General features: G+C 72.1%; 27 protein-coding genes. 10 read left to right on the top strand and 17 right to left on the bottom strand.

Annotated elements, in window-relative coordinates; translation table 11 throughout:
* Nucleotide 1: 1 nt before the first annotated feature.
* From IMZ11_RS17060 to IMZ11_RS17015, 10 genes are all read right to left on the bottom strand, one after another.
* Nucleotides 2–400: a Zn-ribbon domain-containing OB-fold protein gene (locus tag IMZ11_RS17060; protein ID WP_228642520.1), complete on the bottom strand. Its 399-nt coding sequence runs from the start codon at nt 398–400 to the stop codon at nt 2–4.
* The gene (locus IMZ11_RS17055; RefSeq protein ID WP_228642517.1) at nt 397–1,545 is read right to left on the bottom strand and encodes an acetyl-CoA acetyltransferase; all 1,149 of its coding nucleotides are present in this window, start codon (nt 1,543–1,545) and stop codon (nt 397–399) included. The genes IMZ11_RS17060 and IMZ11_RS17055 overlap by 4 nt, the downstream gene beginning before the upstream one ends.
* The gene (locus tag IMZ11_RS17050; RefSeq protein ID WP_228642515.1) at nt 1,542–1,970 is read right to left on the bottom strand and encodes a MaoC/PaaZ C-terminal domain-containing protein; all 429 of its coding nucleotides are present in this window, start codon (nt 1,968–1,970) and stop codon (nt 1,542–1,544) included. The genes IMZ11_RS17055 and IMZ11_RS17050 overlap by 4 nt, the downstream gene beginning before the upstream one ends.
* Nucleotides 1,967–2,458, bottom strand: coding sequence for a MaoC family dehydratase N-terminal domain-containing protein (locus IMZ11_RS17045; RefSeq protein WP_228642612.1), 492 nt, complete (start codon nt 2,456–2,458; stop codon nt 1,967–1,969). The genes IMZ11_RS17050 and IMZ11_RS17045 overlap by 4 nt, the downstream gene beginning before the upstream one ends.
* A 5-nt stretch (nt 2,459–2,463) precedes the next feature.
* Nucleotides 2,464–3,627, bottom strand: a complete 1,164-nt coding sequence (locus tag IMZ11_RS17040; RefSeq protein WP_228642513.1) for a RidA family protein — start codon at nt 3,625–3,627, stop codon at nt 2,464–2,466.
* On the bottom strand, nt 3,624–5,033 hold the full coding sequence (locus IMZ11_RS17035; protein ID WP_228642511.1) for an MmgE/PrpD family protein: 1,410 nt from the start codon (nt 5,031–5,033) through the stop codon (nt 3,624–3,626). The genes IMZ11_RS17040 and IMZ11_RS17035 overlap by 4 nt, the downstream gene beginning before the upstream one ends.
* Nucleotides 5,030–6,232, bottom strand: coding sequence for a CaiB/BaiF CoA-transferase family protein (locus tag IMZ11_RS17030; RefSeq protein ID WP_228642509.1), 1,203 nt, complete (start codon nt 6,230–6,232; stop codon nt 5,030–5,032). Before IMZ11_RS17030 ends, IMZ11_RS17035 begins: the two co-directional genes overlap by 4 nt.
* Entirely contained in the window at nt 6,229–7,263 is a 1,035-nt protein-coding gene (locus tag IMZ11_RS17025; protein WP_228642507.1) for an LLM class flavin-dependent oxidoreductase, read from the bottom strand. Before IMZ11_RS17025 ends, IMZ11_RS17030 begins: the two co-directional genes overlap by 4 nt.
* Entirely contained in the window at nt 7,263–7,784 is a 522-nt protein-coding gene (locus IMZ11_RS17020; RefSeq protein WP_061259182.1) for a MaoC family dehydratase, read from the bottom strand. Before IMZ11_RS17020 ends, IMZ11_RS17025 begins: the two co-directional genes overlap by 1 nt.
* A gap of 94 nt (nt 7,785–7,878) precedes the next feature.
* Complete coding sequence (locus tag IMZ11_RS17015; RefSeq protein ID WP_228642506.1) at nt 7,879–8,616, bottom strand: FadR/GntR family transcriptional regulator; 738 nt, start codon at nt 8,614–8,616, stop codon at nt 7,879–7,881.
* A 116-nt stretch (nt 8,617–8,732) separates the two neighbouring features.
* Here IMZ11_RS17015 and IMZ11_RS17010 point away from each other — a divergent pair, with 116 nt between their 5' ends.
* From IMZ11_RS17010 to IMZ11_RS16990, 5 genes are all read left to right on the top strand, one after another.
* Complete coding sequence (locus IMZ11_RS17010; RefSeq protein WP_228642503.1) at nt 8,733–9,188, top strand: DUF3598 family protein; 456 nt, start codon at nt 8,733–8,735, stop codon at nt 9,186–9,188.
* A complete protein-coding gene (locus tag IMZ11_RS17005; protein WP_228642501.1) occupies nt 9,185–10,180 on the top strand; it encodes an NADP-dependent oxidoreductase in 996 nt (331 codons plus the stop codon). The genes IMZ11_RS17010 and IMZ11_RS17005 overlap by 4 nt, the downstream gene beginning before the upstream one ends.
* Before the next feature lie 119 nt (nt 10,181–10,299).
* Entirely contained in the window at nt 10,300–10,737 is a 438-nt protein-coding gene (locus tag IMZ11_RS17000; RefSeq protein WP_061259178.1) for a nuclear transport factor 2 family protein, read from the top strand.
* Nucleotides 10,738–10,755: 18 nt separating this feature from the next.
* Nucleotides 10,756–11,688: a VOC family protein gene (locus IMZ11_RS16995; protein WP_228642499.1), complete on the top strand. Its 933-nt coding sequence runs from the start codon at nt 10,756–10,758 to the stop codon at nt 11,686–11,688.
* The gene (locus IMZ11_RS16990) at nt 11,679–12,416 is read left to right on the top strand and encodes an SDR family oxidoreductase (RefSeq protein ID WP_228642497.1); all 738 of its coding nucleotides are present in this window, start codon (nt 11,679–11,681) and stop codon (nt 12,414–12,416) included. Before IMZ11_RS16995 ends, IMZ11_RS16990 begins: the two co-directional genes overlap by 10 nt.
* On the opposite strand, the gene IMZ11_RS16985 is transcribed toward IMZ11_RS16990, so the two are convergent.
* The 7 genes from IMZ11_RS16985 to IMZ11_RS16955 form a co-directional block, all read right to left on the bottom strand.
* Nucleotides 12,373–13,068 (bottom strand): DUF3108 domain-containing protein, encoded by a 696-nt coding sequence (locus IMZ11_RS16985; protein WP_228642495.1) that lies wholly within the window; start codon nt 13,066–13,068, stop codon nt 12,373–12,375. The genes IMZ11_RS16990 and IMZ11_RS16985 overlap by 44 nt on opposite strands.
* Complete coding sequence (locus tag IMZ11_RS16980) at nt 13,065–14,720, bottom strand: alpha/beta fold hydrolase (protein ID WP_228642493.1); 1,656 nt, start codon at nt 14,718–14,720, stop codon at nt 13,065–13,067. Before IMZ11_RS16980 ends, IMZ11_RS16985 begins: the two co-directional genes overlap by 4 nt.
* A gap of 13 nt (nt 14,721–14,733) precedes the next feature.
* Nucleotides 14,734–15,963, bottom strand: coding sequence for an ABC transporter substrate-binding protein (locus IMZ11_RS16975; protein ID WP_228642491.1), 1,230 nt, complete (start codon nt 15,961–15,963; stop codon nt 14,734–14,736).
* A 59-nt stretch (nt 15,964–16,022) separates the two neighbouring features.
* The gene (locus tag IMZ11_RS16970) at nt 16,023–17,255 is read right to left on the bottom strand and encodes an ABC transporter substrate-binding protein (protein ID WP_228642489.1); all 1,233 of its coding nucleotides are present in this window, start codon (nt 17,253–17,255) and stop codon (nt 16,023–16,025) included.
* A 132-nt stretch (nt 17,256–17,387) separates the two neighbouring features.
* Entirely contained in the window at nt 17,388–18,356 is a 969-nt protein-coding gene (locus IMZ11_RS16965; RefSeq protein ID WP_228642487.1) for a VOC family protein, read from the bottom strand.
* 10 nt (nt 18,357–18,366) lie between these two features.
* Nucleotides 18,367–19,860, bottom strand: coding sequence for an FAD-dependent oxidoreductase (locus IMZ11_RS16960; protein WP_228642485.1), 1,494 nt, complete (start codon nt 19,858–19,860; stop codon nt 18,367–18,369).
* Nucleotides 19,857–20,714 carry a hypothetical protein gene (locus tag IMZ11_RS16955; RefSeq protein ID WP_228642483.1) on the bottom strand — a complete coding sequence of 286 codons (858 nt, stop codon included), beginning with the start codon at nt 20,712–20,714 and terminating at the stop codon, nt 19,857–19,859. The genes IMZ11_RS16960 and IMZ11_RS16955 overlap by 4 nt, the downstream gene beginning before the upstream one ends.
* Nucleotides 20,715–20,874: 160 nt before the next feature.
* Between IMZ11_RS16955 and IMZ11_RS16950 the strand changes: the two genes are divergently transcribed.
* From IMZ11_RS16950 to IMZ11_RS16930, 5 genes are all read left to right on the top strand, one after another.
* A complete protein-coding gene (locus IMZ11_RS16950) occupies nt 20,875–21,921 on the top strand; it encodes a nitrilase-related carbon-nitrogen hydrolase (protein WP_228642481.1) in 1,047 nt (348 codons plus the stop codon).
* Between the two features lie 12 nt (nt 21,922–21,933).
* Nucleotides 21,934–23,373, top strand: a complete 1,440-nt coding sequence (locus IMZ11_RS16945; protein WP_228642479.1) for an aldehyde dehydrogenase family protein — start codon at nt 21,934–21,936, stop codon at nt 23,371–23,373.
* On the top strand, nt 23,373–23,834 hold the full coding sequence (locus IMZ11_RS16940; RefSeq protein WP_228642477.1) for a DUF3598 family protein: 462 nt from the start codon (nt 23,373–23,375) through the stop codon (nt 23,832–23,834). Before IMZ11_RS16945 ends, IMZ11_RS16940 begins: the two co-directional genes overlap by 1 nt.
* A gap of 33 nt (nt 23,835–23,867) precedes the next feature.
* Entirely contained in the window at nt 23,868–25,295 is a 1,428-nt protein-coding gene (locus tag IMZ11_RS16935) for an FAD-dependent oxidoreductase (RefSeq protein WP_228642475.1), read from the top strand.
* A gap of 71 nt (nt 25,296–25,366) precedes the next feature.
* Nucleotides 25,367–25,951, top strand: coding sequence for a Pycsar system effector family protein (locus IMZ11_RS16930; RefSeq protein ID WP_228642473.1), 585 nt, complete (start codon nt 25,367–25,369; stop codon nt 25,949–25,951).
* Nucleotides 25,952–26,032 lie beyond the last annotated feature (81 nt).

The raw sequence follows: 26,032 nt of genomic DNA, 5'->3' as shown, positions 1-26,032 counted from the left end.
GTCACCTCTCGGAAGGTACGAAAACGGGAAGTGCGCGCCCGTCGGGCAGCGGGCGCCAGTCGAGGCGGAGCCGATCGCCGGTGGCCAGCAGGTACGGATCGTCGGCGACCACGTTGCTGAGCAGCAGCACGCCCTCCGCCAGCCGGACCCGCGCCACGACGTACGGCGGGGTGAAGCCGGGCATCGCGCGCTCGACCACGGTGCACGCGTCGACCACGGCCGCGCCCGACGCCTCGACCCAGTCGAGGTGGCGGTCAGAACCGCAGCCGGTGCACAGCGCGCGCGGCGGGTGCTGCGTGTGCCCGCAGGCGCCGCAGCTCTGGACGAGCAGGATTCGCCGGCGGGTGGCCTCCCACCAGGGGCCGGTCACCTCGTCGGGCTCGGGTACCTCCGCGCTCATCGGTCCACCCCCAGCAGGACGGTAGCGTGCGTGGACAGGATGCCGCCGGTGCCGTGCGCGAGCGCGACCTCCGCGCCGGGCACCTGCCGGGCGCCGCACTCGCCGCGCAGCTGCCGTACGGCCTCGACCAGCAGCAGCACGCCGTACTGGCCCGGATGGCAGTAGGACAGGCCGCCGCCGGAGGTGTCGAGCGGGAAGTCGCCGCCGGGCCGGATCCGGCCTCCGGCGATCCAGTCGAGCGCCTCGCCCCGGCCGCAGAACCCGAGCGCCTCCAGCGTGAGCACGACCGTGACGGTGAAGGAGTCGTAGACCTCGGCGACGTCCACGTCGGCCGGGACGAGACCGGCCCTGGCGAAGGCGGCCCGACCGGACTCGACCGCGCCGGTCACGGTCAGATCGTCCACCGCGGTCATGGACGTGTTGGTCGTGCACTCGCCGTAGCCCAGCACCCGTACCGGCGGTTTGGGCAGGTCACGCGCCCGGTCCAGCGAGGTGAGGACGACCGCGCCTCCCCCGTCGGTGACCAGGCAGCAGTCCGCCGTCGTCAGCGGCGTCGACACCATGGGGGCGGCGAGCACGTCGGCGGCGGTCAGCGGGCCCGCACCGTGCCGGAAGGCCGCCGGGTTGAGCAGCGCCCACTCGCGGGCGGCGACCGCGACCTCGGCCAGCGCCTCGCGGCTCCCGCCGTACCGGTGGAGGTACTGCTGGGCGGCCATGGCGTAGTAGGAGATCGGATAGAGCGGCCCGTAGGGCGTCTCGAACTGCGCCTCGGGCGTGTGCGTCTCCACCACCCCGGCCAGCGACCGGGACCGGGCGGAGCGCTGGTTGGACGCGTAGGAGATGACGACGGTCGAGCACTGGCCGGCCTCGATGGCCTGCGCGGCGCGGGCGACGTACATCTCGAACGCGGATCCGCCGGCGAAGGTCGAGTCGGTCCAGGACGGGCGCAGCCCGAGGTAGTCGGCCACCTGCGTCGTGGAGAACCGGGACACACCCGTGGTCGCCAGGCCGTCGACGTCGGCGAGGGTGAGACCGGCGTCCTCGACCGCCCGGCTGATGGCCTGGGCCTGCAGGCCCAGGATCGACCTGCCGGTGACGCCGAGGTCGCTCTCGGCGGCTCCGACGATCGCCACACCCGTGCTCATGGCGCCTCCTCGGCACGCAGGACGATCTCGGCCCCCGCGGGCTCGACCGCCACCCGCTCCGGCTCGTCACCGTCGATGATCACGATCCGCTGCTCCACCCTGAGGGTGTCGCCCTCGACCGCGATGACCCGGCCGGTGCAGCGGACGGTCTCGCCCGCGAACACGAGGTTCTTGAACCGGAAGTGCAGACGGCGCACGACGGCACGCGGGCCGAGCCAGTCCTGGAGCTGCTCGGCGAGCAGCGCGCCGAAGACCTGCCCGTCCACGACCGGCGCGGGCAGCCCTCGTTTCTGCAGGTATTCGAAGTCGTAGTGCATCCGGTGCCAGTCCCAGGTGGCCCCGGCGTAGGCGACCATGTCGCGCAGCTCTATCGTCCGCTCCAGGGGTGCGACCTCGGAGCCGACCGTCACCTCGGGCCCGGTCACCGCTCCTCCTTCAGTGCGACGAAGATGATGGTCTCCTCGTTCGTGACGAGCAGCCGGCCGTGCTGGTTGGTGTAGGTGGCGACCGAGGAGACGACGAGCATCTCCTGCCCGGCGGAGTTCCGCCGCTCGGTGACGCCGTCGAGCCGCCAGGTCGCGGTGATCACGTCGTCCGGCCGGACCGGCTCGTGGAAGGTGTAGGTGTTGCCGCCGCGGACCTTCCGGCTGCCGGGGATGTCGATGTGCCAGTCGTGTCCGGCGTAGCCGTCGGCGTCCGGCGGCAGGCCGGCGTACTGGTTGGTCTCGCAGATCAGCGTGGGCGGCGCGATGACGCCGTCGTACCCGTGCTCGCGGGCGTACGCGTCGTCGGTGTACAGCGGGTTGTCGTCGCCGACGGCGCGGGCGAAGTACCGGATCGCGGCCCGGCCCAGCTCCTCGGGAGCGGTGTAGGACACCTCCCTGCCGACGAGCGCGCGGATCTCCTCGGTCATCAGGCTCACGGCAGCACCGCCGCCGGGAAGACCTCGATCAGGAACTCCGGCCGGAGCAGCCCCGCGCAGATCGCGCCGGTGGACGCGGGCCACGGGTCGCGCAGCCGCTGCTTGCGCACGTCGGCGACGCCGCGGTAGTCGGCCAGGCCCTCGGGGCAGACGAACTCGATCGTCGAGAGCAGGTGCTCGGGCCCGGTCCCCGCGGCGTCCAGGACCTGGAGGATCGCGTCGTACGTGACCTCGGCCTGGGCCACCACGTCGCCCGGGTGCAGGACCTGCTGGGTCTCCATGTCCAGCGACGCGAAGCCGCTCATCCACAGCATGTCGCCGGCCTTGACGCCGGGGGTGTAGGTGAGGGTGTCGTAGCGGGCCCACCCGGGGTTGACCGCCTCCAGCGGGTGCCGCGACGCGGTGACGTCGAGCGCGACGAGCACGCCGGGGCGGTGCAGCCGGCTCATGAGGATGCCGCCGGCGCCCGGGAAGACCCCCGCGCCGCCGAGCCGTTCCTTGCGGACGCTGTGCGTGCGGCGGTAGACGTCGCGGGTGGCCGGCGTCGAGTAGTCGTACGTCGTGACGGCGGCGTCCAGCGACAGCCCTGCCCCGCGCAGCAGCCGGTCGGCCTTGTCCAGGCAGTAGGCGTACTGGCCGACGAAGTCGCCTTCGTGGACCACGTCGCCGCGCTCGTCGACGGGCAGGACGGTGGGCAGGAAGACCGCCCCGTCCGGCGCCTCGGCCACGCCGCCCGGCAGCGCCGCGGGTCCGCCCCTGCTCGCGTGCACCTCGACCTCGATGAAGGCGGCCGGGCGCAGCAGGCGCTCGACGATCACGGTGGTGACGGCCGGGTTGTGCTCGCCGAAGATCTCGGCGCGTACGGCGGCGGCCTCCTCGTAGGCGTCCAGGCCGGCGACCGTGACGTTCTCGGTGACGCGGGTGACGTCGGCGAAGGACAGCCCCGCGGCGTCGAGGATCGCGCCGATCTTCGCGTAGGCGGTCCTGGCCTGCTCGGTCATGCCGCCGCGCACGACGATACGCCCGGACTCGGGGTCGTACTCGCTCGCGGAGTGACCGGACAGCCAGGCGCCCTCGCCGTGCGTCAGGCCAAGGGAGAAGGAGTAACCGTCGTAGCGGAACCACGGGAAGTGGCTCGGACGGATCGCGTTCAGCGTCATTTCTGTTCCTCCGGCACCGGCCGGGCGAGCCGGTCGGCGAGTGCGACGATGGTGGACAGGTCGGGCTCGGCGGCGAGGCCGCGCACCCTGCGGGCCAGCTCGCCCGCCTCATCGGACGGGCCTCCGGCGTTGGCGGTGAACTTCGCGTGCAGCGCGGCGTCGCCGAGCGGGCGGTCGGGACCGCCGACGCTGCGAGGCACCCGGCCCTCGATCTCGCGCCCGTCCGCGAACCGCAGGAGCACGCGTCCGTGCGCGTCGGCGGCCACTCCTTCACCCGGGGTGACGACCGTGCGCACGCGGGTGGCCAGGGCGGCCGCCTCGGGCCGCTCCAGGGAGGCGGGCGCGTACGTGCCGAGTGTGACCTCACCGTCGAGGAGCAGCGCCGCCACGCTCCACGGCAACGAGAACTTGGCGTCGTACGGCGTGCGCGGAGCCACCTTGCGGTCCGCGGGCTCGCACACGATGGACGCGCTGTCCGGGTGCACGTCGGCGATCACCTCGACCAGCCCGGCCGCCTCGGCGGCCTCGATCCGCCGGATGCCCGCGGCGCGCATCGCCTCGGCGACGGCGTCGAGGGTCGCGTGCATGAGCTGGCAGGCGGGGTACGGCTTGATGCCGACGCGGGTGGTCTCCCACGTCTCCCCCAGCCCGCTCGTGACGCTCGCGGCGTCCACGGTCCGACCGGCGAGCGCCGCGTACAGGCCGTGCGGCCCTTCGAGCACGCTGTCCGGCCCGCTGGCGCCGGCCGCCGCGAGCCGCGCGGCGAGGATGCCCGAGGCCGAGGCGAATCCGGGGTGGAGCTGCTTGGTGGACGCGCCCGTGGACAGGAACTCCAGCAGGCCGCCCGCCTGGCTGCCCGCGATGCCCAGCGCGTCGACGGTCGTCTCGGGGCCGAGCCCCAGCAGCCGGGCCGCGACGACCGCCGCGGACAACACGCCGCACGTCATGGTCGCGTGCAGGCCGCGCGCGTGGAAGGCGTGCGGCGCGGCGGCCGCGACGCGGCACACCGTCTCGTAGCCCGCCACGGCGGCGGCCAGGACCTCGGCGCCGGACGCGCCGACCTGCTCGCCGACGGCGAGGGCAGCGGGCAGCACCACGGCGGTGGCGTGTACGAGCCCTCCGGCGTGGGTGTCGTCGAAGTCGAGCGCGTGGACGAGCGTGCCGGTGGCGAGGGCCGCCGCGACGGCGGACCCTCGCTCTCCCGTGCCGAGCAACGCCGACTCGGGGGCGCCGCCGAGCCCTCGGGCGACCGCGAGCGCGGGGGCCGCCGCTCCGGTACGGCCGGCGGCGAGCGCGGTGCCGAATCCGTCGAGCAGGTGCCGGCACGCCGCGTCGCGCACGTCCCCGGGCACGTCGTCCGGGCGCAGGCGCGTCACCCACTCGGCGAGGTCGCGTGCGGCGGTCACGCGGACGCCCCGAACGCACCCGCCTCGGTCAGCGCCGCCACCTTCTCGTCGTCGTACCCGAGCAGGCCGCGCGTGACGTGGCCGAAGTCCTCGTTGCGGCGCGGCGCCCGCCGGTAGGCCGGGCGCTCGTCGCCGACGCGGACCGGGGAGGCCACCTGGCGGACGGTGCCCCAGACCGGGTGCTCGGTCTCCACGACCAGGTCCCTGGCCAGGGTGTGCTCCTCGGTCAGCGCCGCCGCGACGTCGTTGATCGGGCCGCACGGGATCGACGCGGCGTAGAGCGGCGGCAGCCATTCGGCGACGGTGCGCTGCCTGAAGATCTCTTCAAGCAGGGGCAGCAGGACGTCCTGGTTGTTCCTGCGGTCGGCGAACGTGGCGAACCTGGGGTCGGCCGCCCACTCGGGGTGCCCGATGACCTCGGTGAGCCGCTGCCAGAACTTCTCCTTGGCGCACCCGACGACGAGCCAGCCGTCCCGCGCCTCGAACGCCTGGAACGGCACCAGCGACGGGTGGGCGGAGTGCCGCGTGCGGACCGGGACGAAGCCCTCGTTGAGATGCCAGGCGGCGGGGTAGGTCAGCAGCCCGATGGCGGTGTCGTACAGGCTGACGTCGCAGTCCATGCCCACGCCGTCCCTGCGCGCCGCGTGCAGCCCGGCGAGCAGCGAGATCGCCGCGACGAAGCCTCCGGAGTAGTCGACCATCGACAGTCCCGACTTCGTCGGGGGCCCCTCGGGCTCGCCGGTGATGTCCATCCATCCGGCGAGTCCCTGCAGGATGTAGTCGTATCCGGGCTCGCGCCGCCGGGGGCCGCTCATGCCGAACCCGGTGAGCGAGCAGCAGACGATCGCGGGGTTGAGGTGCTTCAGGTCGTCGTAGGTGATGCGCATCTTGGCCGGCACGTCGCCGCGCAGGTTGCTGTAGACGGCGTCGCTGACGCGTACGAGGTCCTCGAAGACCGCCCGCCCCTCCTCGGTGCCGAGGTCGAGGGACAGGCTCCGCTTGTTGCGGTTGAACGCCTCGAAGAAGAGCGAGTCCTCGCCCTCGGTGTACGGAGGCACGTAGCGCCCCACGTCACCGCCGACGCGCGGGTCCTCGATCTTGATGATCTCGGCGCCGAGGTCGGCGAGGTGCACGCTGCCGAACGGGCCGGCGCCGTACTGCTCGACGGCGATGATCCTGACGTCTTCGAGCGGTCTCACGCGCGCCCTCCTGTGATGTCGGCGATGAGCTGGATGATCGACTTCTGCGCCGCCCTGGTCTCGGCCCCGGGGAGGCCGTGCGTGGGCGGGGTGAGCTTGACGGTGTCGGCGAGTCCCTCGTACGCGGCGAGCCGGGCCCGCACGTCGTCCGGGCTGCCGGAGAGCGTGACCGCGTCGGCCATCCGGTCCGGTACGACGTCGGCGAGGTGGTCGGCGCCGCGTCCCGACCTGAAGGTCTCGACCACGGCGGCCTGCTCCTCCGCGAGTCCGTGGAAGGCGAAGAAGTCGGCGTAGCTGCGCACGCTGGCGTAGAAGCCGACGAGCCCCGCCACCCGGCGGCGCGCGACGGACGCGTCCGCGTCCACGGAGCAGCAGGCGGAGACCACGAGGTCGAGGTCGCCGCGCTCCTTGCCCGGCGCCTTGGCGAGCCCCGCCTCCACCTCCGGGAGGATGCGCTCGGCGAGGTACGCCGGGGAGCACAGCTCGTGCGAGATCCAGCCGTCACCGATCTCGGCGGCGAGCCTGGTCATGGCGGGGCCGACCGCCGCGAGGTAGATCGGGATGTCGGTGCGCGTGACCGGAAACGGGCGGCGGTAGCCGCGGATCCGCATCGGGGCGTGCTCGCCGTCCAGGAGCATCGGCTCGCCGGTGGTGCAGTTGGCCCAGAAGTGCCGGATGTCGCGGACGGTCTCGCGGAGCCGTCCGACCGGCTTGCCCCACGGGACGTTGTGCCAGTCCTCGTTGAGCCGCTGCACGCCCGTGCCCAGGCCGAGGACGAACCTGCCGCCGCACAGCTCGTCGATGTCGAGCGCCTCGAGCGCGGTCACCATGGGGCTGCGCGTGAAGGCGAGCGCGATGGCCGTGCCGATGCCGGCGGTGCGGGTGGCCTGGGCCAGCGCCGCGGCCGAGCCGATCGCGCTGCGGTGCATCTCGGGAACCCACACGATCTCGGCGCCGGCCCGCTCGGCCGCGCGCGCCGCGTCCGCGAGCTCCTCCAGCGTCTCGCCCCAGGGTCCGTACGTGATGCGCATCAGTCCTCCAGCGTGAGCGGCTGCTCGGCCGTCGGGAACACGCCCTCGATCTGCTCGGCGCCGCGCCGGTAGACGTAGAAGGTCCGCTTGAACGAGCAGACCTCCTTGCCGTCCTGGTTGATGGTGCGGGTGCGCACGGTGACGATGCCGGCGTGCGGGCGGCTGGCCGACTCGCGCTTCTCCAGCACGATCGACTCGCTCCAGAGCGTGTCGCCCGCGAACACCGGATGGGTCATCCGGATGTCGCCCCAGCCGAGGTTGGCGAACGCGTTCTGGGTGAGGTCGGTGACGCTCTGGCCGACCGCGATCGCCACCGTGAAGGTGGAGACGACGAGCGGCCGGCCGAACTCCGAACGCGCCGCGTACTCGGAGTTGAAGTGCATCTGGTTGGTGTTCATCGTCAGCAACGTGAACCAGGTGTTGTCCGCCTCGGACACCGTTCTGCCGAGCGGATGCTGATAGACGTCGCCGATCTCGAAGTCCTCGAAGAACCGACCTTGCCACCCTGGCTTGACACCCATTGACGCCCCTTACCCAGACCTGTCCTTACGCGGCAGAGCCTAAAGGTCTGATGTTTGAGGGTCAAGGGCTTGTTCCGCTGACGTTAACAGCGTTTCAGTTTTGCGATGTGGGTTCTCCGGGTTCGCCCCGCCGCTCGCGGTCGATGCGGGAGTACGTGGCGCGCAGATGCTCCAAGTGCTCGCTCTGGGCCCGCTCCGCTCCGCGGGAGTCCCCGGCCTCGACGCACGCGTAGATCTCCCGGTGGTCCTTGTCGACCCGGTCCCAGAAGCCGTCGTCCGCCTCGTTCCTGGCGAACCGGCCCTCCAGCACGCCGAACACGGGCGCGGCCACCGCGTCGAGCAGCGGGTTGCCCGCCGCCTCCAGCAGCACCTTGTGGAACTGCCGGTTCGCCGCGTAGGTGTGCTCGCCGGAAAGCCGCCCCGGATCGAACAGCGTGCGCCGCAGGGCGTCGAGCTGCTCCGGGGTCCGGCGCGCGGCCGCCAGCCCCGCCGCGGGCACCTCCAGCAGGCCGCGCACCTCCAGCAGGTTGGCGACCGAACCCGAGTCGGTGAACAGCGCGAGGCTGGAGCGCAGATAGCTGCTGATGTGCTCGGGCTCGGGGTGGACGACGAAGCTCCCCCCGGCCACCCCTCGTCGGGTGACGAGCAGGCGCTCACTGGAAAGGACCCGCAGCGCCTCGCGCACGGTGCTCCGGCTCACGCCGTAGATCGCGCACAACTCGGGCTCCACGGGAAGCCGGTCCCCCGGCTGGAGCTCCCCGGCGAGGATCTGCTCACGCAGTCGGTCGGCCAGGTCCTGGTACGCGGGTGCCAAAACACGATCGGTGGACACGCCCCCAGCCTAACCACTGTGGGCGCGAAACTCAGCCCCATGTTCCCTCTAGCGGAACGGCGTTTCATCGTGTAACCCTGGGCTCGGCAAGCGTGACCAGAGAGAAAGAGTGACGCGTGAACATTCGCGAAGGCATGCCGCTGCTCGCCAGGCACGAGGGTGAGTGGGAGGGCACCTACACCCACGTGGACCGCTCGGGAACGATCGTCGACCAGCACGCGTCTCACCTGAGCTGCGTGTTCCCGCCGGAGCGCCCGGATCAGTACGTGCAGGTCAACCGGTACCGCTGGGAGGACGGCCGGACTGAGGAGTACACCTTCCCCGGCACCTATGACGGCGGCGGCCGCCTGTACTTCGACACCGAGCGCATCAAGGGCGTGACCTGGTGCCTCGACGACAACACCGCGTACCTCACCTGGCGGTTCAAGGCCGCCGACGACGAGTTGGACCAGCGGCTGTTCGAGATGATCGTCCTCAGCGACGACGGCGACAACAGGACCCGCGTCTGGCAGTGGCTGGAGAACGGCGTCTGCGTGAAGCGCACTCTGATCAACGAGAAGCGGATCGCATGACCCTCCCTGCCACCCAGCGCAGGATCGTCCTCGCCCGGCGCCCGGAAGGCGTGCCCGCCCCGGCCGACTTCCGCGTGGAGACGGTCGGGCTCGTGCCGCCGGGCCCGGGAGAGGTGCTGGTCCGCACCGTCGACCTCTCTCTGGACCCGTACGTCAGGGGCACGCTGACCGGCAGGGACCTCGGCCATCCGCCCGTGCTTCCCGGCGACCTCGTACCCGGACGGGCCATCGCCCGGGTCGTGGACACGGGCGAGTGGGTCGTGGCCGAGACCGGCTGGCAGGAGTACGCCACCGTCCCCGCCGCGTCGCTGCGCCCGGCGACCACGCCTCCCGGCGTGCCGCGCACCGCCATACTCGGCGCTCTCGGCTCGCCCGGCCTGACCGCGTACGCGACGGTCACCCGGCTGCTGCGCCCCACCGTGGGCGACACCGTCGTGGTGTCCTCGGCGACCGGCGGCGTCGGCGGCGTGGCCGGACAACTCGCCGCGCTCGCGGGAGCCCGTACGGTCGCGATCGCCGGCGGCCCGGAGAAGTGCCGGATCGCGGTCGAGCGGTTCGGCTACGCGGCGGCCGTGGACCGCCACGATCCGTCCTGGACGGAGGCCCTGGCCGCGGCCTGCCCGGACGGCGTGGACGGATACCTCCACATGGCGGGGCGCGCGGTCCTTGACGGCGTGCTCGACCGGCTGGCCGTCGGCGCCCGGGTGGTGTTGTGCGGGCTTCCGGAGCACGCCAACGAGGTGGGCGGCCAGACCGTCCTGCCCGCCGGACTGCTGATGCGGACGCGGGCCGTCGTGCACGGGTTCGTCGTCTACGACCACGAGGACCTGCGGCCCCAGTTCACCCGCAGGGTCGGCGCGCTCGTCGCGGACGGGCGGCTCCGCCTGCTGGAGGACCTCCACGAGGGCCTCGACGCGGCGCCCGCGGCGTTCTGCCGGCTCATGGCCGGTCGCAACGTCGGCAAGGCGATCGTCCGGGTCGCCCCCGAATGAGCCCGCATGGAGCCCGCACGGAGCCCGCACCCTTGACCCCTGATACCTCAGACAATTAGTCTCCTCGAAACATCGTTCCACATAGTGGAATCTATTGAGTTCGGGGAAAGGCGCTACTGATGAGGACACCGCTCGGCACGGCGGAGGCCATGCTCACCGCAGTAATGAACCGGAGCCTGGACGGCGTGCTGGAGACGTTCTCCCCGGAGGCCGACGCGTACGTCTTCGTCGAGGGTCCGCGCTGGACCACCCGCGGCGGCGACCGGATCGCGGCCGGCTGGCGGGCCTACTTCGAGGCGCCGATCAGCATCACCGCGTTCCGCTGGGTCGAGGGGCCGTTCACCTTCGAGAGCGACACCCTCGCCCAGGTCTGCGGCGTCGTCGACTACGACATCGTGGGCGACGGCAAGGTCGGGCGGCTGCGCATGCGGATGACCTGGCTGGTCCGCCGCGAGAACGACGAGTGGCGCATCGTCCACGAGCACGGCTCCCAGCCGCTGGCCGACCCGTACGGCGCCGGGGACTGGTGGCCCGAGGGCGCGACTCCACTGTCCTGAACGGAGAAAGGCAAGCCCATGATCAGCGAGCTGCGCGTGACCACGGTGGCCGTCTCGGATCTGGAGCGTTCGTGTTCGTTCTATATGGACACGTTCGGATACGACCGGCTGGCCGAGGCCACGGTCGGCGGCCCGGCCGCGGAACTCGCCTGGCAGATGCCGGCCGGCCTCACCGGGCGCGTGGCCGTCCTGGGGCCGGCGGGCGCCACCACCGGGCTGCTGCGCCTGGTGGAGTTCGACGCACCGGGTGAGCCCTACTGGGGCGACTACTCGCGGGCCCAGGACTACGGGCACTACGCGCTCAACATCCGGGTGAACGACATCCACGCGGCGATCGGCCGGCTGCGCGCCGCCGGGGGCCGCGCCAAGTCGGAGCCCACCCACTGGACGGTGATGCCGGATCTGTCCGCGTGGGACTCGTTGTCGTACGACCCCGACGGCGTCGTGCTGGACGTCTTCCAGCTCGAACCCGCCGAAGGGTCGGCCCTCGCGGGGTACGACGGGCGGCCGAGCGAGCTCCAGACGGTCGCCATCCACGTCGGCGACGCCCGCGCGTCCGCGGACTTCTACGGCGCGCTCGGTTACGTGGAGCTGTACGACAAGCTGATCGAGGGTATGGAGTCGTTCTTCCGGCTGCCGCCGGGGACCGCGCTGCACAACATCAACATGTACGTCCCCGGCGACACCCTGAACGGCCGGGTGGAGATCGCCCAGTACGTCGGCTTCCCCGGTTCGCGGCAGCACGACCGCGCCGTCCCGCCGAACATCGGGATCCTCTCCGTCTCCCTCGCCACCGACGACCTCGCGGCCACCGCCGCCCTGGTCACGGGGCTGGGCGCCGAGCCGGTGTGCGCGCCGGTCGAGCTGGACCTGCCGCCGTACGGCCCGGCGCTCGTCCAGACCTTCTTCGGGCTGGACGGCGAAGTCCTGGAGTTCTACCAGTGCCTGTGACCCCGGTGCCCGTGAGTCCGGGCGTCGCCCTGGTGACCGGCGCGGGGAGCGGCATCGGGGCGGCCGTCGCCGCGTCCCTGGCGAAGGCCGGGTACACGGTCGTCTGCGCCGGGCGGCGCGCGGACCGGGTGGCCGAGGTGGCCGGTGCGATCCGCGCCGCCGGAGGCACCGCGTCCGCCGTACCGCTCGACGTCAGGGCGTCCGACCAGGTGGACGCCGTGGTCGCGGCCGTCGCCGAGGAGTACGGCCGGCTCGACGTGCTGGTCAACAACGCCGGGGTGTTCCGCAAGGGCGAGATCCTGACCCTGTCCGACGAGGCGTGGCGGGAGACCCTGGACGCGAACCTCACCGGAGCCTTCAACTGCGCCCGCGCCGCGGCCCGGCTGATGGCCGGGCAGGAGCCCGTCGCGGGCAAGCGCGGTCACATCGTCAACGTGAACTCCGGCGCCGGGCTGCGCGGCTACCCCACCGGGGCGGCGTACTCCGCGTCGAAGTTCGGGCTGCTCGGCCTGTCCGACACGCTCCGCCAGGAGGTCGCCGACCACCTGGTGAAGGTGACCGACCTCGTGGTCGCGGCCATGGTGGAGAGCGAGCTGTCGAGCCGGATCGTCGCCGACCGGCTGCCCGCCTCCGTGGTCGGGGAGCTGGTGCGGAGCCTGGTCGCGCTCGAAGGTCCCGCCGTGGTCACTCGCCTCGACCTCGGTCAGCTTCCTCCCGCAGCTCCGTGAGCTCGTAGGTCGAGGAGAGCCGGTCGGAGCGCAGCCGCACCATGAGCCAGTCCCCGTCCCGGCTCGTCCACAGGTCTTCCCTCGCGCCGCCGTCGCTGGTCAGCAGGAAGTGCCAGGTGAGGAACGTCCCCGCGGGCACGGTGATCGTCTCCTCGCCGAGGAGGGTCGCGGTGATGTCGCTCATCTCCTCCGCGTACGGGCCGGTGGCGCCGTTGGGCCGGGGCGAGGACCGGAAGCCTCCGCTGAGCCGCTGCGAGCCTCCGGCGGCCACGTCGTAGGACGGGACGATCCAGGCGTCGCAGCACACGGCGTGCGGGACGAAGAAGGGCGGCGGCGTCGTCAGGGCGACCCGCTGCGATCGCCGGGTCCCGCCCAGCAGCAACTCCGACTCCAGCGTCTCCGCCCCGAACACGAACCAGCCCTCGCCGAGGAACTCTCCGCCCACCCGGTGGCTGATGAAGGACCGCAGCGGACGGAATTCGGCCGATGCCGTGTGCACCACGTCGCGTTCGATCTCGGTGTCCCACATGCGGCAGTGCGCGCGTAGCGTGCGGGTGCCGTCCTCGGCGACGCTGAGGGTCCACTCCTCGCGTCCGCGTACGCCGACGTCGTCGCCCACGTAGTCGATGACTCCGTAGCGGTACCGGCTCACGTTCTCACCTCGTCCAGAGCTTCGAGCATTCTGAGCACGCCGCCCCGGCCGTCGCCGTACGGGGACGGAGGCGCGGCCTCCGCACCGGACGCGAACGGGTCCCAGATCGGGTCCACGACGACCGGCGTGTGCGGGCCGTCGGTCCGCGGGGTGGCGGCGCCGAGCACGGCGGCCCGGAAGGCGGCGCCGTACGTCGGCCACGCCTTCACGATGTCGAGCACCCTGTCGTGCAGGAGCCCCGGGTCCGGGAACCTCTCCCGGCCGCCCGCGCGCAGCGCGCCGTCCCGGAGCAGGTGCCACGCCCGGAGCAGGTGGGTGCCGTGGTCGTCGGGCGCCAACGACGGCGTGCGTGCCGCGAGCCGATCCCCCGGTGTCCCTCCGGCGTACGGCGCGGCCAGCGCGAGCGCGTGCACGCGGGCCCGGTCACGCGCGGCGACGGCCGCGGCGATCGTGCCGCCCGCGCCGGTGCCGTACAGGTCGGCCGAGTCCAGGCCGAGGGCGTCCAGCACGTCCTCGACCGCGCCGGCCACGTCCGCGAGATCCACGCCGAGGTCGCTGCCACCGTCGGCGCGCAGATCCGAGTCGCCGGTCCCGGGGAGATCCACCGCGAAGGCGGGCCTGAGCCTCCTGTCCGTGACCCCCCCGACCTGGCGGAGCACCTCCTCGGCTGCCCGGCCCGACGCGGGAGCGGGCGGAAGGACAAGCAGCGGCCGGCCCGTCCCCTCCCGCCCCGTCCACCTGACCAGGACCTGGCCCAGCCGGGTCGGGACGTAGCGGCGGGTCAGCGCCCCGGCGACGTGTACGGGTGGCGGCGCGGGCGCGTCGGTCACGCCGTCCGGATGCTCCGCGGCGTGGGCGCACACGCGCGCCGCCAACGCGCGCGGCGAACCGTCCCCGGCGACACGGCCCTCGATCCGGATCCGGGCGGCCGGCTCGGGGATCCGGTCCAGATGCGCGTGCAGCGGGTCATCGGACGCGGCCAGGACGAGCGACGGTACGGTGAGCCGCCCGAGCAGCGGCACCGGATCACAGGTGAACGCCGCACGGTAGGCGAGCGGGTAGGCGTCGCCGGCGTCGAGCAGCCCGGCCGTCACGTCGTGCAGGTGATGCGGCGGCGGCACCGTCCCCGGCAACCGCGCCCCGGCCCGTTCGTCGTACCAGGGCCAGAACAGGAACATGTTGCGTACCTGATGCCACGCCGCGACGAGGTGGGTGCCGTCCCCGCGCGGCACGACGGGAGGCAGGTAGTTCGCGAGCTGGTCGGCCCGCTCCTCGGGGGTGGACACCCCCAGCCCGTCCAGCACGAGCGAGGCGACCCGGTCCGGCCGGGTGACGGCGAGCGTGAGCGCGATCTTCGCGCCGGTGTGCGTGCCGTACAGGTGGACCCGGTCGAGCCCGAGCGCGGCCAGCGTCTCGTCCAGGGCGTCCGCGTAGTCGGCCATGGCGGGTTCCGCGACCGGCAGCGGGTCCGACCCGCCGTGTCCCGGCGTGTCGAGCGCGTACACCGTGAACCGGCGGGCGAGCTCCTCCGCGAGGGCGCGCAGCGGACGCCACGTGCCGGGCGAGGCGTGGAGGAGCACGACCGGCCGGCCGCGCCCCGCCCGCGCGTAGTGGACCTGCCGGTCGCCGACCGTGACGAGGTGCCGTTCCACGTACGGCCCCCGGTCAGCGGGTGATCTCGACGGTGCTCCAGCCCTTGTCGTCCTTCTTCCACTGGTAGATGTGGATGTCGTCCAGGCCGAAGAACTCGTGCTTGTCCGGCGAGATCGAGTTGCCGGACGGGGTCTCCTGGTCCGAGATCTCGATCGTGTCGAGCGCGGCGGCGACGGCGTCGGGATCGAGCGACTTGGCCTTCTCGGCGGCTCGCGTGTAGGCGAGCACGCAGTCGGCCGCGATCTCGGCGGCCTTGGGCGACTCGGCGCCGGTCTTCGGTCCGGCGTTCTTGCCGAACCGCTTCTCGGTCTCCTCGATGTGCTGCCGGAAGCCCGGCTTCCAGGTGTCCCGGCTGTCGCGGCTCGGATAGGGGTAGTAGGTCGCGCTGAAGAGGGTGCCGTCGGCGGCGTCACCGGCCGCCTCGACGAACGAGATGTTGCGCGCGCCCGAACCGCCGACGATGAGGCCCTTGTAGCCGGCCTCGCTCGCCGCGGCCATGGTCTTGGCGCCGCCGGAGGAGTTGGAGATCCAGATCGCCCCGGCGTCCTTGAGCTTGTCGATGTACGGCCGGTGCGACTGGTCGTCGGCCCGGGTGGCCTCGAAGCCCTTCCAGGTGAGGCCCGCCGCCTCGGCCTGCTTCTTCACCTCGTCCGCGGTGCCCTTGCCCGCGTCGTCTCCCTCGTAGACGACACCGATCGAGGTGACCCCCTCGGCCTTGAGGTGGGCCACCATCTTGGCCACGTCGAGGCTGACCGGGTCCTGGGCGCGGAAGCCGTACGCGAGGCCGCTGAAGTCGCCGGTGGCGACGAGCGGCTGGCAGTTGACCTTCTTGCTGCTCTCCAGGGTGCCCTTGGCGGCGTTGTAGAACGCCGACAGCGCGGGCCCGATCACCAGCCCGACGCTCTCGTCGCCGGCGAACTCGTTGGCGGCCTGGACGGCCTTCGCCGGGTCGAGGGCGGTGTCGCGGACCACCAGCTCGTACTTGGCGCCGCCGACACCGCCCGCCGCGTTGAGCCGGTCGATCTCGACCTTCACCGAGTTCTCCTGAGCGATGCCCACCACGGCGAGCGCGCCCGTCATCGGGCCGATCAGGCCGACCTTCACGACGGGACGGCCGGCGCTCCATCCGTCGCCGGATGACGCCTGGGCCACTCCGGCTCGTTCTTCCTTGCTCGCGCAGGCGGTGAGCAGCAGTGCGGCGCCGAGGAGCGCCGTGATCTTACGTCCGGCGTTGACGGTCATGCGGGTGTTCCTCTCGGGGGAATGAGATGGCGGAAGGCCGGCTCCGGGGCGCCGGCGGGTCAGGACTTCGGCGTGACGTCCGTGATGAACCAGCCTTCGGCGTCCTTGTCCCAGCGGTAGATGTGAATGTCGTCGACGTGGTAGAACTCGTGGTCCGCCGGCTTGATCGCGTTGCCGGAGGGGGTCGCGGAGTCGGGGATGTCGAGCGCCGTCATCGCTCCCGCGAGCTTGTCCGGGTCGATCGACTTCGCGTTCTCCGCCGCGGCCGCGAACGCGGTGACGCAGTCGGCCGCGATAGCGGTACCCTTCGGCATCTTCGCGCCGGACTTCGGCCCCTCGACCACTCCGTACTTGCTCACGATCGTCTCCACGTGGGCCTTGTAGCCCGGCTTCCACGTGGAATGGTCCCTGATGTTGAACTGGACGTTACCGGCCGAGAAGACCGAGCCGATCGCGAGGTCCCCGGCGGCGTCGAGGAAGGTGACGTTCTGCAGGCCCGAGGTGCCGGCCATCACGCCCTTGTAGCCCGCCTCGTCCGCGGCCGCCATCGTCTTCGCGCCGCTGGCGTTGCTGGAGACCAGGATGGCTCCGGCGTCCTTGAGCTTGTCGACGTACGGCCGGTGCGACTGGTCGTCGGGGCGGGTCTGCTGGTAGCCGAGATAGGTGATCCCGTACTCCTTGGCGGACGCGGTGATGTAGCCGTCGATCGCCTTGCCGGTGTCGTCGGCCTCGTAGACGAGCCCGATGGACTTCACACCCTGCCCGTGGAGGTAGTGCATCATCTTCTTGACGCCGATGTCGTTCGGGTCCTGGGAGCGGAATCCGTACTTCAGCACGCTGAAGTCGCCCGTGCCGACGCCCGGCTGGCAGTTGATCTTGCGGTTCTGCTCGTAGATGGCCTTCGCGGCGTTGTAGAACGCCGACAGCGACGGGCCGACGACCATACGCACCTGGCCGTCTCCGACCAGTTCGTTGGCCGCCTGCACGGCCTTGCCGGGGTCGAGCGCGGAGTCCCGGATGACCAGCTCCAGCTTGGCCCCTCCGACACCGCCCGCCTGGTTGATCCGGTCCATCTCCACCCGGATCGAGTTCTCCTGGAGGATTCCCAGGACCGAGTAGGGACCGGTCATCGGCGCGATGAGCCCGATCTTGATGGTGTCGCTTCCCGCGCTCCACCCGGCGCCGCCCGCCTGGGCCGACGCGCCCGCGCGCTCTTCCTTGCTCGCGCAGCCGGAGAGCACCAACGCGCTCACGGCCGCGGCGACCGTCCATTTAACCGTGGACCTGCGCACGTGCCACCTCCTGTTTCCTGGCCCCCGAATGGATGAATTCCGTTATGCGGAACAGCGTTACGAGGAGCCTAGAAACCGGCCACCTCTGCGTCAAGAATTGGTCTGATGTTTAATCCGCCAGTTGGCGGACTGTCAGCTCGGCTGCCAGAGCTCGACGGAGATCCCGTTCGGCGTGTCCACGACGGCGAGCCGCGCCGCCCCGTGCAGCGGGGTGACGGCGTCGAACGGGCGGCACGACACCCGGCCCCCGGTCTCCTCGGCGCGCGCCACGGCCGCCTCGACGTCCCGGGTCCGTACGGACCAGCCGGTGTGCCCGAGACCACGTGCGGGCCGCTGCGCCGGGCGCCGGTCCACCCCGCGGACGTCGTCCACGACTTGGATCATCTCGATGCGCGTGGTGCCGCCCCCCGCGCCCGTGACGAAGGCGAGCCGCAGCACGGTTCCCTCGGGTAGTTCCGCCATCGCCTCCAGCCCCGGAGAGCTGAACGTCACGTCGTACCTGGCGGACAGGCCGAGCCCCTCCGGCCCCCAGAAGCGCAGCTCCGCCTCGAAGTCGGGGACGTGGCACACGACGGACGTCAGTTCCGTGTAGGGCCGTAGCGGATCGGCGCTCCACGCCTCCGTGCCACGGGCGTTGGCCGGCTGTACGAAGACGACGTCGACCCCGTCCGGCCCGAAGCAGAAGCCCTCCGTGACCGACACGACCGTGTCGCCCAGCGGCACCTCGTACGTCGACGGAGCGGTGGTCCAGGGATGCCCCACGGCCACCAGGCGGTCATGGGACGCCTCGATGTCCCGGGTGTAGAGATTGAGGCCGGCGAGGCCCAGGTCCAGCGTGTGCGGATGCTCCGCCGGCGCCACCGGGTCGGCCACCTTCAGCAGGTGGATCCGGCCGGTACGGGCGCCCGCGGCGGTGAGGAGCCGGGTCTCGACGTCGCCGACGCCGGCGCCCCACAACCGGGCCGCGTCGGCCGCCCGGACGATCCCCTCGTTCGCGACCTCGAATCCGAGCTCACCGCAGAAGAGGTCGATGTGGGGTCCGAAGTCGGTCACGCCGAGCACCGCCGACGTGACGCTCTCCATCAGCGGTTCCTCGTTCATGGGATCTCCCTCACCCCGCGTCCCGTCCGGCCCGCGCGAGGGTCGCTCCGAGCCCGCGCCCGAGCGTCATCGCGGGCGTCACGCTCATGCCGCCGACGTAGTTGTCTCCGGCGAAGACGTTGTTGCCGAGCACCTCGCCCACCGCGTACAGGCCGGGGATCGGGGTGCCCGCGCGGTCGAGCACCGCGAGGTCGCCGTTCACCCGCAGGCCGTCCCGGCTGAGCAGGGAGGCCGCGACGGAGGTCAGCCCGTAGAACGGAGGAGCCTCGATGGGCATGGGCATGACCGCCCGCCCGTGGTCGGGGTCGGTCCCGTCCCTGACCGACTCGTTGTAACGCCGTACGGTCTCGGCCAGGCCGTCGGCGTCCACGCCGAGCCGCTCGGCGAGTTCCTGAAGGGTGTCGGCGGCGACGATCCACCGGCCGCCGTCGCACTCGGCCAGCATGCGCTCGCGGGTCCAGTCGCCCGTGCCGTTCCTGATCAGCGGCTCGGCGGTCTCGGCGACGGCGCGGTCCCAGATGACGTGCATCGCGATCCCCGGCTGGCGCAGCAGCGCCCGCTCCCGGTGTTCGGGGCTCGTGGTGTCCTCCGCCACGAAGCGCTCGCCGTCGCGGTTGACCCAGATCTCGTGCGGGGTCCGGTAGGCCGGGGCGACCTCGACGAACGCCTCCCGGTAGTCCACCGCGAACCCGGGCCTGCCGGGGTCGGGGATGAGCCCCATCACCGGGATGAAGTACCCGTCTCCGCTGACGTCGGCGCCGAGCCCGGCGGCCAGCGTCAGGCCGTCACCGGTCGCGTGGTCGAGGCAGGCGATCAGCGCGTCCTCGCAGCCGGGCGGCAGGAAGCGGTTGCGCACCTCGGGGTTGGCGTCGTACCCGCCGGTGGCCAGGACGACGGCGTCGCCGTGCGCGACCACCTCGGCGCCGTCGGCGCGCGTCCCGGTCACGCCGACCACCCGCCCGTCCGACACGACGGCGCTCCCGACCCGGGTGCCCAGCAGCAGGCGCACCGCGCCCGTACGGACGACCTCCTCCAGCCGCGCGCGCAGCAACCGCAGCAGCGACCTGCCGAGGTCCACACCCCAGTAGGTCCGGGGCACCGAGTAGACCTCGTGCCCGTGCACCAGTCCGGGGGTGGCGGGGTCGAAGTCGAAGCCGAGGCTCTCCAGCCAGTCGACCGTTTCTCCCTGCGCGCGCACCGTGCGCCAGACGAGGTCCTCGTCCGCCTTGCCGTGGGACAGCCGCATCACGTCGGCGAAGTGGCTCTCGGGGGTGTCCTCGATGCCGTGCGCGGCCTGGCGGCGGCTGCCCGCTCCGCTGAACTCGCCGTTGGCGATGTGGAGCATGCCGCCCACGTCGGGCAGCTTGTCGATCACGAGGACGCGGGCGCCTCCTTCGGCCGCCTCGATGGCGACGCACAACCCGCCCGCGCCCGCGCCGACCACCACGACGTCGTAGCGCCCGAGGTGCTCCACCGTCCGCTCCGCCGTCTGGCCCACCGTCACGACGCCGCTCCGGGCGTGGCCCGCAGCTCCACCTCAATGCCCCCGGGTCCGCGTACGACGTGCTCGCCGACGCGGTCACCGCCGCACGCCTCCAGCGCGGTGATCAGGGAGACCGGGTCCTCGGCGGCGAACACGACCCTGCGCAGCCCGAGCGGCCGGTCCGACAGGTCGGCCGCGTCGACGCCGGTGAACGACATGATCTCCAGACGGGCGGGGGCCTGGTCGGCGGACACCAGGAAGGACAGCCGCAGGCTCGCGCCGGACGGCATGCCGATCATCCGCTCGAACGGCTCGCCGCTCATCTCCCCGTCGAACACGACGGTCAGCCCGCCGCCCTCGGTGAAGAAGCGCAGCGCCTCCTCGTGGTCGGCGGGCACGATGACGGCCGTGTGCAGCTCGCCGTGCAGGCGGTCCGGGTCGCCCTCCAGCGCGGGGCTCGGCCGGTGGCCGGCGCCCGCCTTCGGCAGCGTCCACCACACTCCGTCGCTGCCGAGCGCCACGCACTCGCTCAGCGAGGCGGAGCCGTACGGGTAGGTCACCGGCTCCCTGGACCGGCCGCCCGCGTCGTCGATCGACCGGACGGACCGGTCGAGGTCACGCGAGTACATGCCGAGCAACCGGGGGCCGATGTCCCAGACCCGGGGGTCCTCGGCGGTCTCGGCCGTCTCCGCTCCCGCGGGCGCGGGCACGAGCCGGATCCGGCCCGTTTCGACGCCCTTGACGCCGAGAAGCACCTCCGCGCCGTCCCGCTCGATCACGTCGAGGTCGAAGGCGCGGGTGTGAAAACCGGCCGACGCCTCGACGTCCCGGCACACGATGACCGCCTCGACGACCGCTCCAAGCGACAAGATCACGCCTCCGTCCTCGCGATGTTCCGATCTACGGAACGCCGTTTCACGCTAGGGGCGCCGGAAGTCTCGTGTCAATGAGGTGCGCGAGACTTCCCAAAGCGGGACACTCTCCCTATAGTCCCAACCAGAAACAGTGTTTCGATATGCGGAACAGAGGTGGGGCGTGAGTCAAGATCTTGCGGGTGAGCCGGTGACCGCCTTCCGGGCGGTCGCGCTCCAGAGCGCGTGCCATGCCGTCAACCGGGCCGAGAGCCCCGGGGCGAGCCGCGACCTGATCCGGGCCGCGATCGACCGGGTGCACGACCAGATCTCGGCGACCCAGCGGTTCGTCGGAGGACTCAAGCTCGTGGTGCTCCCCGAGTATCTCCTCACCGGGCATCCGATCGGCGAGCCGCTCCCCGAGTGGTGCGAGCGGGCGGCCCTCGCCCCCGACGGCGAGGAGTACGCGCGGCTGGCCGACATCAGCCGGGACACCGGCCTCTTCGTCTGCGTCAACGCGTACGAGCTGGACGAGCACTTCCCCGGCCTCTACTTCCAGGCGTCGGTCGTCCTCGACCCGCGCGGCGAGACCGTCCTTCGATACCGGCGGCTCAACTCGATGTTCGCCGTGACCCCGCACGACGTCCTCGACCGCTACCTGTCGATCTACGGCGACGACGCGCTCTTCCCCGTCGCGCGGACCGAGATCGGCAACCTCGCCGCCATCGCCTCCGAGGAGATCCTCTTCCCCGAGGTCGCCCGCTGCCTCGCCATGCGCGGCGCGGAGGTGTTCCTGCACGGCTCCTCCGAGGTGTGCAGCGCGCTGCTGTCCCCGAAGAACGTGGCCAAGCTCGCGCGCGCCGCGGAGAACGGGGCGTACGTCGTGTCCGCCAACACCTCGGGCGTGTACGGCATGGGCCTGCCGGCGGAGTCGGCCGACGGCGGCAGCCAGATCGTCGACTACCGCGGCACCGTCCTGGCCAAGGCCGGCCAGGGTGAGTCGATGGCGGCCAACGCCGAGATCGACCTGGCCGCCCTGCGCCGCGCGCGCCGGGCCCCCGAGATGATGAACCTCCTTCCCCGTCAGCGGTTCGAGCTGTACGCGCCGAGCTACGCGGGCACCTCGTTCTATCCGCCGAACACAGTGCGGGCGGGCGAGACCACGCGCGCGCACTTCGCGACGACGCAGCGTGCCGTGATCGACCGGCTGGCCGCCGACGGCCTGATCTGAGGAGCCCCCCACGTGACCAAGCAGATTCCCGTCCGCAACCCGCGCACCGGCGAGACGGACTACGAGATCACCGCGATGGACGCCGCCAGGATCGCGGCGGAGGCGGACCGGCTGCGCGTCGGCCAGCGCGCCTGGGCGGCGTGGCCCGTCCAGCGGAGGATCGCCGTCCTGCGGGAGTTCCGCGACGCCGTCGCGCGACGGCGCGACGACCTCATCCGCGTACTGGTGACCGACACCGGCCGCCTGCAGGTCTCGGTGCTCGAGGTGGACGCCGTCCTGGCCGGGATCGACCGGGCGTCCCGCTTCGCCGAGGAGACCTTCGCGCCCGCGGACCTCTCCCCCACGGGGGACCCGACGGTACGGACGACGGGCGACCTGGTGGCCTACCCGGTCGTCGCCGCGATCTCCCCGTGGAACTTCCCGTTCCAGCTCGCGCTCATCGACGTGATTCCCGCCCTCCTCGCCGGATCGGCCGTGATGCTGAAGCCGAGCGAGATGACTCCGCGCTTCATCCCGACGCTGCGCGAGTGCGTCGCGGAGGCCGCCGGCCTCGCCGACGTCTTCACAGTGGTCGAGGGCGACGGCACCACCGGCGCGGCGATGATCGACGCGGCGGACGCCGTGTGCTTCACCGGCAGCGTGCCCACCGGGCGCGCGGTCGCGCGCGCGGCGGCCGAGCGGTTCATCCCGGCGTTCCTGGAACTCGGCGGGAAGGACCCGGCGGTCGTCACCGCCTCCGCCGACCTCGACAGCGCCGCGTCCGCCCTCCTGTGGGGCTCGACCATCAACTCCGGGCACGCCTGCATGTCGATCGAGCGCGTGTACGTGGACCACCGCGTCGCCGACGCGTTCGTGGAGACGCTGGTCGCCAAGGCCGAGCGGGTACGGCTGGCCCACCCCGAACCCGCCGACGGGCAGATCGGCCCGATCATCACCGGCGCCCAGGTGACGACCATCCGGGAGCACCTGGACGACGCCGTCGCGAAGGGCGCCACGATCCGGACCGGCGGCTCGATCGAGGTCCTCGACGGCGGCTGCTATCTGCGGCCGACGGTGGTCACCGGTGTCGACCACTCCATGCGGCTGATGCGGGAGGAGACCTTCGGGCCGATCATCCCGGTCATGACGTTCGACGGCGAGGACGAGGCGGTCGCGCTCGCGAACGACACGGAGTTCGGGCTCAGCGCCGCCGTCTTCGCCGGTACGGCGGAGGAGGCGATGGCGATCGGGCACCGGATCGACGCGGGAGGGGTAAGCGTCAACGACGTCTGCCTCACCGGCATGGTCCCCGAGGCCGAGAAGAACTCCTTCAAGATGTCCGGGCTCGGCGCGTCGCGGATGGGACCGCCCTCTGTCCGGCGGTTCCTGCGCAGGCGCGCCCTGCTCGTCCGCGAAACGGCCGGCCCCCGGCCCTGGTACTACGACGCCGCCACCAGCGAGACGGAGGAATGATGACGATCGCCGACATCCTGACCGACATGTCGGGCGTATGGGAGGGCACGTACACCGTGCTCGGCGCCGACGGCACCCTTCTGGAGCGCTTCGCCAGCCGGCAGGAGGGCCGGATGGAGGGCACCGACTGGACGGAGAAGGTCGTCTACCTGCGGGACGGCACAGAACCGGCGGTGCGCCACTACCGCGCGATCGTGGACGGCGACGACGTCACGTTCGTCGACGAGGAGATGTGGGGGACGACCAGCCGCGCCGGTGACCAGGCCATCCTGTTCACCTTCGGCTGGAACACGCGGCCGGGTGAGCGCATCGTCGAGATGTCGATGCCGACCGAGGACTACCGCACCCGGTTGTGGCAGCACTTCGAGGACGGACGGCTCAGCCGGCTCACGGTGATCGAGGAACGCCGCCTGCCGGGTGTCGAGCCCGAGCGCTGGTACGTCCCTGCCACGAACGCCTGACCGAACACGCACATCACTACAGGAGATCCACTGGTGGAACTCAGTTACGACCTCGTGGTCGTCGGCGCGGGCACCGCCGGCATTCCCTGCGCGGCCGAGGCGGCCCTCGGCGGCGCCAGGGTCCTGCTGGTCGAGAAGGACCAGCGGATCGGCGGCACCATGCACATCTCCGGCGGCCACATGGCGGCGGCCGGGACACGGCGGCAGGCCGAGCGCGGGATCACCGACTCCGTCGAGGCCCACCTGGCCGACATCCACCGGATCAGCGAGGGCACCGCACGCGCCGACCTGGTCCGCGTCGTCGCCGAGAACGCCGCGGAGACCATCGACTGGCTGGACGACCGCGGCTTCCGGTTCGCTCCCGAGACGCCGCGGATCATCTACGGGCACGAGCCGTACGCGACCGCGCGCACCTACTACGGGGCCGACGAGGCGTTGTCGATCCTGGAGGTGTTCGAGCGCCTGCTGGACGAGGCGATCGCCACGGGCCGGCTGGAGCTGTGGAAGAACGCCCCCGTCATCGGCCTCGACACCGATGACGACGGCGCGGTCACCGGGGTGACCGTGCTGCGTGGCGGCCAGGACGTGCGGGTGCGGGCGCGGGACGTGGTGCTGGCCACGGGCGGCTTCGCCGCGGAGCCCGAGCTGTTCCTGGAGCTGGAGGGCGCGCCGCTCGTCTCGGCGGCGTACCCGACCTCGACCGGCGACGGGATCCTGCTCGCCCAGGAGCTGGGGGCCGCCGTGGCGGGAACGGGTTCGTACCTGCCCACGTTCGGCGGGCTGCCCGACCCGACCACGCCGGGGAAGGCCAACTGGTCGGACCGGCAGCTCCTCATCGCGGCCGAGCGTCCTCCCGTGGAGATCTACGTCGACAAGGGAGGGCGGCGCTGGGTCGCCGAGGACGAGCTCTCGATCGACGTCAAGGAACGCGCGCTCACCCGCATCGAGGACATGACCTTCTGGACCGTCTTCGACGACGCGATGCTGGAGTCGACGCGGTCGGGCCGCCCGCTCGTGGTCGGGTGGACGCCCGACGACCTGCGCGCCCGTGCCAACCAGCGGGCCGGGGTGCACTCCGCCGGAACGCTGGAGGAGCTGGCCGTGATCGCGGGCATCGATCCGGCCGGTCTGGTCGCGTCGGCGGCCCGGTACAACGAGGCCGTCGCCGCGGGCGCCGACCCCGACTTCGGCCGCACCCATCTGCCGCTTCCGCTGGAGCGTGCGCCGTACTACGCGATACGCAACCACGGCATCTCGCTCGTCACGTTCGCCGGGCTCGACATCGACTCCGACCTCCGGGTACGGCGTACCGACGGCACCTCGGTGCCGAACCTGTACGCCATCGGAGAGGTGATCGGCGCGGCGGCCACCTGCGGCCAGAGCTTCTGCTCCGGCATGCTGGTCACGCCCGCGATCACGTTCGGACGGCTGCTCGGCCGCCGCTTCGGAGGAGGGACCTGACCCGAACGGGTTGGCAGAACGACGCGGACGGGTCAAGCTTGATCGTCGCGACCCCCGACGCGGAGGCCACCATGCTGCGACGTTTGCTGAGCTGCCTGTCGGACCGCCCACCCGGCCGATCGACGGGCCGCGCTCGGATCGTCTCCACGGAGACCGACGTCGCTCGCGTCCACGGCGAACGGCTCCTGAGCGAGGCCCGCGAGGAGCTCGACCGGGCGGACGCGAAGGCGCAGGTGCTGCTCGGCACCGCCGGGATCGGGCTCGGCGCCGTCGCGGCCGGGCTGCTTGCCGGGACCTGGTCACCGTTCACCCTCCACGACGGCGTCGAGTGGTTGTGGTGGCTGGGCGTGGGGGCGTCACTGGCCGCCGTCGGGTCCCTCGCCGGCGCCGTCTATCCCCGGCTCACCCGCCCGCGGCGGGACGGGTCCCTGGCCTACTTCGGCGACGTCGTGAAGTACGGCACCGCCGAGGAGATCACGAGGGCGCTCATTCGGTCACACGAACCGGACCTACGGAAGACCTCAGAACAGCTTCTCCGCATCAGCGTGATCGTGGGACGCAAGTACCGGCTCATCCGCTGGGGATTCTGGCTGCTGCTCGGCGGGCTCGTCCTCAGTCTCGTGGCGCTGATCGCCGACGCACTTCTGCGGATCTGAGGAACAGCCTCCCTGCGTCAGCGTGATCACGGTTCGACTGTCCTGGTCCTCGGCGGGACAAAGATGGCAAGGCCGCCCAGA

This window comes from Microtetraspora sp. AC03309 (genome assembly GCF_020826795.1).
GTDB classification, from domain to species: Bacteria; Actinomycetota; Actinomycetes; order Streptosporangiales; family Streptosporangiaceae; genus Microtetraspora; species Microtetraspora glauca.
The sequence above is the reverse complement of the archived record's forward strand: the minus strand, read 5'-3'. Positions and strand labels throughout refer to the sequence as shown.